This is a genomic window from Vibrio sp. 10N.222.49.A3, from assembly GCF_041475145.1.
GTDB lineage: Bacteria > Pseudomonadota > Gammaproteobacteria > Enterobacterales > Vibrionaceae > Vibrio > Vibrio tasmaniensis_A.
The window spans coordinates 1-7,427 of sequence record NZ_JBFRVM010000202.1; the positions used below are offsets into that span (position 1 = coordinate 1).

Sequence of the window (7,427 nt, forward strand, 5' to 3'; positions counted from 1 at the left end):
GTTTCGCGGTATTTTATCAATATAATACAGTCATTGGTAGTAAAGCATTGATACTTGGTTATGCAACAAGAAGATAAGACAACCATAAATCCCCCAATACTTCTAGTTTCAAGTTGCTTTGCGTAACCTAAAACGTAAAAATTAACTCAAACGCCTTAAATTGTTTCTAGCCAGAACTTGCCGATGGTTTTAACTATCTGTGAATCTACTTCGAATTAACTTTAATCTTTATCTCTCCAACAATTTATCCTTATTAAAGAGAAGATTTTATGGCGACAAATTGGCGACAGAATCTCCCGAAAGACAAAGTTATATGTTTTTATACGCAGTTAAACTTTCCATAACCTATTGATCTTTATTCTAACACCTTGAAATACAAGACAGTCGTTTAGTTCGGTTAAGTTCTAAACTATAATCTCAAAGCTAACTTAATGTAACGAAAAATCATGGAGTTATGCTTACTTCCAGTACCCGAATGGCGATATAGTGGCGGCAAATTTTAGTCACAAGAAACATCCCCTCTCTCCAATCCAAAATCACCTTACATTTGAGCACATCGTAGAAAATATGCCGTCTTCCATAGTGTTTATATAACAGTGCCTGCAGCTCTCAGCCTAAACGTCTCAATGCGACCCCAACTCAGTCACTGCTTAACTTGTAATATTTTTCTTTTCTTTGATTCATTGAAAATCAATTCACTCATTTCGGCTTTGTTTTGCTGATCGAGAAAGGCATCCCACTCATCCAATAACAAAGTCTTATCTGTCTTAGACAATAACCATTCCAAACAGGCTTTAGAGTATTGCCCATCAGATAAACGATCTCTGTCCTCACACTCGGGCCAAGACAATCGGTAAGCAGGGTTAAAATAAAGACCGTCGATTGAGGATTGATAACCTAATAGATACGTCGTTTTTCCTGAACCATTTCTCCCTTTGATTGAGAACAACCCGTTCTCTTTCTCTGCAAGGTTCTCATTTGAAATAACCCTGTCATTTTCATCTAAAATATAAATGTTAGTTTGGGTATTATTGGATGACTCATCTTCATCGGAAAAAAAACAAATGACCTTTAGCTGCCCTTTAATATTTGGTAGCGAAACATATATAGATATCAAATCGTTTGCCGAGTTTAATAAGTGGTACACTCTCGTCAAGTTAATAACGATTCCGAGCTTAATTAAATCATCCACTTCTGGAGAAAAAAGTAAAAATAACACAAGAAAAGTTGTGGGAATTAGAGAGCAGAAGGATGTCAGCAACATCACTCTGTATTTATATCTGGCCTCTCTTAACCTTGATTTTAAATAAAATTCGGATTTGGAATCTTTTTCTGACTCAAAGCTATCCGAATTAACCACTGAACCATTATGATAGTTATCGTGTATATTTGACAGCTGATTAGTTAATGTTGACCCTTTTTCAACCCTATCTTTAGATAACGACTCCATCGAACCTGATACAAATCTATTGATAATAAAAACCAGAACTGCGCTCAATAACACACTAATAAAGAACCGATAGTCCAAGGCTAAAGAAATAACAAATAAACTTAATCCGAAATTAAGTAAAGATGATATGCTATAGAAAGAATAATTTACAAATTCAACAATGGCCTCTTTACCTTGTGTGACAAACACACCTAATACCTTGTCTTTTTTTATTCGTGAAGTGCATAATTTATACTTTTTCGAGGACGAGTCCCAAAAGTTGCTCAATGAATCACATAACCATTTCTCTTTATAGATATCAGAGAAATATGATAAGCAGTAAGGTAAGATCATGCATAATACATAGGTAGTAGCCCAAAACTTAAACTCTTCACTAGAGTAACCTGATGTACTAGATGCATAGATTATTTTAACTGATGCATAAACAGATACGGCAATTGATATTTGATGTAAAAAAGCAAAAAAAATGCTGAGGTAAGAGTATTTGTTTGTTAGCCCTATGACTAAATTTTTTAGTGAGTCGAATTTCATTTAGGAAACATCCTTGTTTCTTTATAATGGCGTATCGCTCTTGCTTTATTATCTCTATGTAAAATAAAGTCAGCCATTATTTTATGTAGCTCTAGAAAATAGCCCTTATCGCCAATGTCAAAATTGCTAGTGTTATAATTTTCTTTATTTTTAATCGCCCAATCAATGAAATCATTCAAAGTGGGACGAACAATACTGTAGGTAACATGCAATGAACGACTAGTTTCCGCAACAGGATCATGAAGAATCCCTTTTGGAACAAAAAGCAAATCACCTTCTTGCAATACGATGGATTTAGTTCCACCTTCAAACATCCACCTTTTTTTACCAAAAAGCTGTTTCACTAGAACGTGATGGTCATCACTATGCTCGCCAAAACCACTACTATTCCCATAAGAAACATATAAATTCGCAGAAGACTCACACTTTAGTAACGTGCTAATTTTATTAGTAGTTTCAGAGAAATAACCAAAATACTCATCGATTGAATCTAATGCTAAAGTCCCACCTTTAAGCAAGGCATTGTTCAACTTGTCATTTCTCAAATAATATGACTGTTGACCATCTTTATTCTTACCTAGCAAAAAAATAGAGTTAGATAAATTATGTTTATCACGATAAAAACGAACTCGGTCACTGGTTATCCTTGAACCAGACAACATTGCCTCTATTTCCTCCAGATTGAAAAAATCCACACTACCGCTACCCTGCAAGAGTTTGACTTCATTGCAGATAACGTCATCTACCATTAAACTCTCAAGGAACTCCTGTTCAAGCTCAGTAAAACTCATATCCCCTCCAGCTCTTTTTTACATGTCCCCAAAATCTCTCTTCCTCTTTTTGAAAGTAAATGGGAATTCAAGCATGATTCCAACGAGTCGTATGTCTGGCTAAGTAACTTATCAGTTGGGGGATGAGCACAATATTTGTTTTGCTCTAGATTAAATTCATTTCTATACAACAATATTTCCGTACCAACAACAGCGCTATGAAAGGACTTATCAAGAGGTCTAAACTTGTTTAAAACGGCAGAACGCGTCCAATTCTCTTCCCTATACATATCATCATATGAATATAAACCACGAATAATTTCCTCAATAAAAAGTAAATTATGGGTCATTTCATGAATCAAAAATTCTGCTCTGTCCTCAATACTCCAGTGACTTTTTGGATTAACCCAAATAACACCTGGCAAGCCTGATGTACTTCCGCCACTAGCTTCTTGAGAACGCATAAAAAAAATGACGTTTATGACTAAAGAAAAAACCTCGTATAATTCTTTAGATTGATTTTTTATATAGTCTAGGGCTTCTAAATATTTCATCATCTCTCTCTCACTGACATCATATGTCGATTTTTTAATAATGTCAGTCTGACTTAAGTCATCAAGTCTAGACAAATTGTATTCTTTACATAGCTTGATGCACCTCTCACCATCATTAACCCTAAGAAAGGGAACCTCTTCATCAACCCCCGATATTTCTATAGGTATACAATCGGATATTATATTTATATATGAAGACTTAATTTTATTAAAACAATTACCTCTGGTTAAATCCGTTAGAGCGTCATTTCTACAATAAAGATCAATAAAATTGGTTTTCACTTTATTTGGACCTAATGAAAAATACATAGTTACTCCTTGTTATGGAAGGCTGCTGATCTCATCAGCAGCCTTTATTTTATCTATTGATCTTCAAAAGCAATCATATTTCTTCGGTCGTTACCTTTGTTTCTATCACTACAACAACTGACCTCTAGCATATTGAGTTCTTTTTCTTCCGGTCCTTCAAACTCAGCTACGATTTTGTCAAAATTAATCATCATTAAATTCCTTATCATTATTTGCCACTATTGGCTCCTATATAATTTCTTTAAACAACGTTATTCGTCAAATTAAACCATTCAGAAACGATAAACATTCCCCAACAATAAGATAATTTATCTATATATAATATTTAATTTATATAAAAGCTAATGATTTATATATTAACGAAGGAAGGCTAATCTGAACACTACAAGGTAAGTACCATCACCTCTCTAGAAAACTTAAGTGACACGCCTCTTGAGCTGGTATTTAATAGCTAGAAACCAAATTCCTACATCCACATTTAGATCGGTGCCCTTTTCACTTTTGACTTTCTCGACAGCAACTGGCTTTTCCGACTTAATGGTGAGTGATACTTCCGATTTACTTTTCACCGTTTGGCTCCCTAATGGACTGTATGGCGTATTTTGTTTGGTGGGTTGAAGGCTTCCCGTTTGATAAGCATGATAGCGCAGCTCCGCTTGGCTACGGACGGTTCGATTTCGGGTTTCATTGGTCGTAATACCAAGTGTCGCGTTCTTGTCTTCAATCCGATTAGCTTGTTCGCTAAATTATCGATTTCTCATCCCGCTTCATCGGTTTGTATCTTCCACCCATCAGGGATGAGCGCCTCTGGTAACTTATTAATAAGCGACTTAAATTTATCCCACCAACCAATCCCTTCTCCTATCCATCGAATCACTTTATCTAAGCCTATAAACTTGTCGATTAGATACGTAATAGCGATGACTGCAGCCGCAACGGCGGCCACGATGAGCCCAATGGGATTCGCCATTATCGCGGCACTGGCGGATCCCCTCATATTTTCCCTAGTCCTGCATTGTGTGTGAGCCTTTGATATTCGAACATTCCCCATTGATATTGGGATTCATTAATTTGATATCGCCGATGATTTCGTACCTATCTCCCTAGACGAGGTATGGATAGAACTCGGCGGTGTTTAATGCTGCTGGCTTGGAAGTCAAAATGCCATTTGGCCTGTACTGTAATTAGGCCATTCCACCACATCAAGATTTCAGCGAGCAACGCAATAAGAAGCAGGATATCCAATCGCTTAGTACAACGAGTTCTGTTGTGACGAAGTGCGATTCCATAGGCGCTACTCTTTAGATCGCGGAAGGCTTCTTCTATTTGCATGCGCTTGGCGTACAGGTTGGTAATTTGTACTTCATTTAAGATATGTCTAGGGACATTGGTCGCGAGTAACCACGGCTCCTTTGCACTGCGTTGATAGAGATGTGTAGCGGAGTGTTTTGGCTGGTTCGGCTATGGCGCTGGGCTTTTCTGCCTTTTTCTAATCCCTTATAAACGTAGGCTTCACAAGATATCGGTGATCTCTTTGCTAATAAGCAGTGGCCAAGATATTTGGGTTTATGGACAGCGTTTGGATAAAAGGTTTTATTATTGCGTATCGAGTTTTTTAAGGTGAGATTGATAATCCTGCTGCTCATCGTTGAGCTTAGCTTGTTGTTTAGCGATGGTTTCTGTGAGCGCCGCACTTGGGGTTTTGGCTTTGGCCGCTTTGACTTTCAAATCCTCCAACTTTTCACTGACGGCGGCCGCTGCAAGCGCATTCTTTTCCATGGCTTTACGAGCACTTTTGAATGCATTAATCATTCCCATCGCTGCAGAATCATCGGCTTGGCTTTTTTGTACCTTCTTAATGGATTTAGCGTGGCGATCGCTTTCACTGCTCATCCCTTAGAGCACTGCCGAGGTTTTATCTTTCATGTCCATGAGAACAGACAGTTTAATTTTCATTCTATAATCTCAAGGATTAAATAATGTTATTAAAAATCAGATGTTTATTTCCATTTTCAATAACCGGATGGTGATATAGTGTCGGCAAATTTCACTCACAAGAAACATACCGAAATCACCTTCCCTTAGAGCACGTCGTAGAGAATATGGCATATTCCATGGCACAGTGCCTGCAGCTCTCAGCTTAAACGTTCTCTGTCCTCACAATCAGGCCAAGACAATCGGTAAGCAGGGTTGAAATAAAGACCGCCGATGCAGGATTGATAACCTAATAGATACGTCGTTTTTCCTGAACCATTTATCCCTTTGATAGAGAACAATCCGTTCTCTATCTCTACAAAATTCCCATTTAAAATAAGTCTGTAATTTTCATCTGAAAAACAAAAAATCACCTTTAGCTGCCCTTTAAGATTAAGGAGCGGTTGGCTCAGGGGTAGCCTCACAAAAGGCTGTTTAGTGAAAGCGTGTTGAGCTAGAAATTCGATAAAGAACCCTCGCCTGTGGCAGCGAAACAGCTTGAGGCAGGGAAGAAGTCAGACATGAGAACATGTACGCCAGAAAACCAAATCCTTTGTGCGTTGCTGATGTTTTTAAACATTGTCTTCCCCATTGAGGTTGATTCATACTGACTACGTTGATATCGCAGTCTTTGAACTCAAAGTCGAAAAACACATTCGTCGGCTTTTTATTCCATCTGCATACCAACACCCGCATCACCGTAAGAGTGGCTGCCTTCACTATTGCAAAAAGCGCCGCAGATGGGCGCAGGCCTGCGTAATATGCCTAAAAAGTTCAGGAGCCTTACCTGGGGCGACGTCCAAGGCTGTTTTTCTACTCAATTAAGCACGCTGGTTGAGTGGTTCAACAGAGTTACTTGGGAATACCAGACACCACATCCTTTGGATGTGCGCCTTCTACTACAAGAATGCACAAGCCAGTTTGTAGCACGGCTCTTGAGAGAGAGCCCATTGTTTTGTTCTTTTAAAAGAGCAAAACAATGTCCTTAAAAGGAGTTTGAATAATGCAAATTGTATACGGATATTGTCGTGAAGATGAGGCGGGGAATTTATTGGACCGCTTTGTTAAACAAGGGGATTTTGTCAGCTTCAAAGAACTGGGCTCGGTCGGGCGTGAATACATGGCATTTGCTGCTTTGTTGCCTTTTACTGACCGCCTCCCCTTTCCTTTCTATTGGAAGGGCGTTCATTTCGTTTCGGTTCAAAAACACACCCAATCAGTCCGTCAACTCACGCCACCACCATCAAAAAATGCTCGCAAAAAACATTATCGTAAACTCAAGAACACGATCATGACCCCTCAAAATTGGAAACAACACGTCAGTCGCAATCGCGGCTTAAAATATGTAAACGCTTCTTTGTTGCCTTTAAGTAATCAGAAAGACAAGGGGCTCAACGACAACCTGTGAGCTGTAATCGTGATTTAAAGTACGCAAAATCTTCTCTGTTTTCTTTATGAGGCGTGCTTTACCCTCCTCTCCCTACTATCCGTTTAATTGGCACGCTGCATAGCCTACCTCGGACAACATAACCCGTCTTACCAGCCTCTCAAGGATGTGGTAGGGCTCGCTCCCTTTTCCCCCGTCATGACCACGCACATGATAATTTTATCACTTAATAAGGATGTTTATTATGAAAACACGCACCCAGCGCACCCTCATTATCGGGATTGGCGTTGCTGTCTCGACACTTCTTATCACTCAGCCCGCTCTGGCTGCCGATATCTTCGCGTCAGGTAAACAAGCCATGAAAGACTCGGCGGGCAAAGGCTCTGCGGTTGAAACCGCGATGCTGGGGACTGGGCTTGCGGGGGCGGTCGTTACTGGACTGATGAGCCGTA

8 protein-coding genes and 1 pseudogene are annotated in these 7,427 nt (G+C 39.1%); 2 read left to right on the forward strand and 7 right to left on the reverse strand.

Annotated features, from left to right (window positions below; translation table 11 throughout):
* Positions 1 to 643: 643 nt before the first annotated feature.
* The 7 genes and pseudogenes from AB4589_RS22940 to AB4589_RS22970 all read right to left on the reverse strand — a co-directional run bounded on the left by AB4589_RS22940 (position 644) and on the right by AB4589_RS22970 (position 5,507).
* Positions 644 to 1,981: a hypothetical protein gene (locus AB4589_RS22940; RefSeq protein WP_372101760.1), complete on the reverse strand. Its 1,338-nt coding sequence runs from the start codon at positions 1,979 to 1,981 to the stop codon at positions 644 to 646.
* On the reverse strand, positions 1,978 to 2,772 hold the full coding sequence (locus AB4589_RS22945; RefSeq protein WP_237297844.1) for a JmjC domain-containing protein: 795 nt from the start codon (positions 2,770 to 2,772) through the stop codon (positions 1,978 to 1,980). The genes AB4589_RS22940 and AB4589_RS22945 overlap by 4 nt, the downstream gene beginning before the upstream one ends.
* Positions 2,769 to 3,614 (reverse strand): aKG-HExxH-type peptide beta-hydroxylase, encoded by an 846-nt coding sequence (locus AB4589_RS22950; protein ID WP_372101761.1) that lies wholly within the window; start codon positions 3,612 to 3,614, stop codon positions 2,769 to 2,771. Before AB4589_RS22950 ends, AB4589_RS22945 begins: the two co-directional genes overlap by 4 nt.
* Positions 3,615 to 3,667: 53 nt before the next feature.
* Positions 3,668 to 3,808 carry a hypothetical protein gene (locus AB4589_RS22955; RefSeq protein WP_157937821.1) on the reverse strand — a complete coding sequence of 47 codons (141 nt, stop codon included), beginning with the start codon at positions 3,806 to 3,808 and terminating at the stop codon, positions 3,668 to 3,670.
* Between the two features lie 222 nt (positions 3,809 to 4,030).
* A pseudogene (locus AB4589_RS22960) lies at positions 4,031 to 4,596 on the reverse strand (hypothetical protein); the annotation flags it as partial.
* A gap of 113 nt (positions 4,597 to 4,709) precedes the next feature.
* A complete protein-coding gene (locus tag AB4589_RS22965; RefSeq protein WP_237297846.1) occupies positions 4,710 to 4,988 on the reverse strand; it encodes a transposase in 279 nt (92 codons plus the stop codon).
* Between the two features lie 222 nt (positions 4,989 to 5,210).
* On the reverse strand, positions 5,211 to 5,507 hold the full coding sequence (locus AB4589_RS22970; RefSeq protein ID WP_237297845.1) for a hypothetical protein: 297 nt from the start codon (positions 5,505 to 5,507) through the stop codon (positions 5,211 to 5,213).
* 1,084 nt (positions 5,508 to 6,591) lie between these two features.
* Between AB4589_RS22970 and AB4589_RS22975 the strand changes: the two genes are divergently transcribed.
* Together AB4589_RS22975 and AB4589_RS22980 are read left to right on the forward strand one after the other, a co-directional pair.
* Positions 6,592 to 6,996, forward strand: coding sequence for a hypothetical protein (locus AB4589_RS22975; protein WP_102495552.1), 405 nt, complete (start codon positions 6,592 to 6,594; stop codon positions 6,994 to 6,996).
* A 223-nt stretch (positions 6,997 to 7,219) separates the two neighbouring features.
* The coding region (locus AB4589_RS22980; protein WP_372101762.1) for a type IV conjugative transfer system pilin TraA at positions 7,220 to 7,427 on the forward strand (208 nt) is incomplete at its 3' end.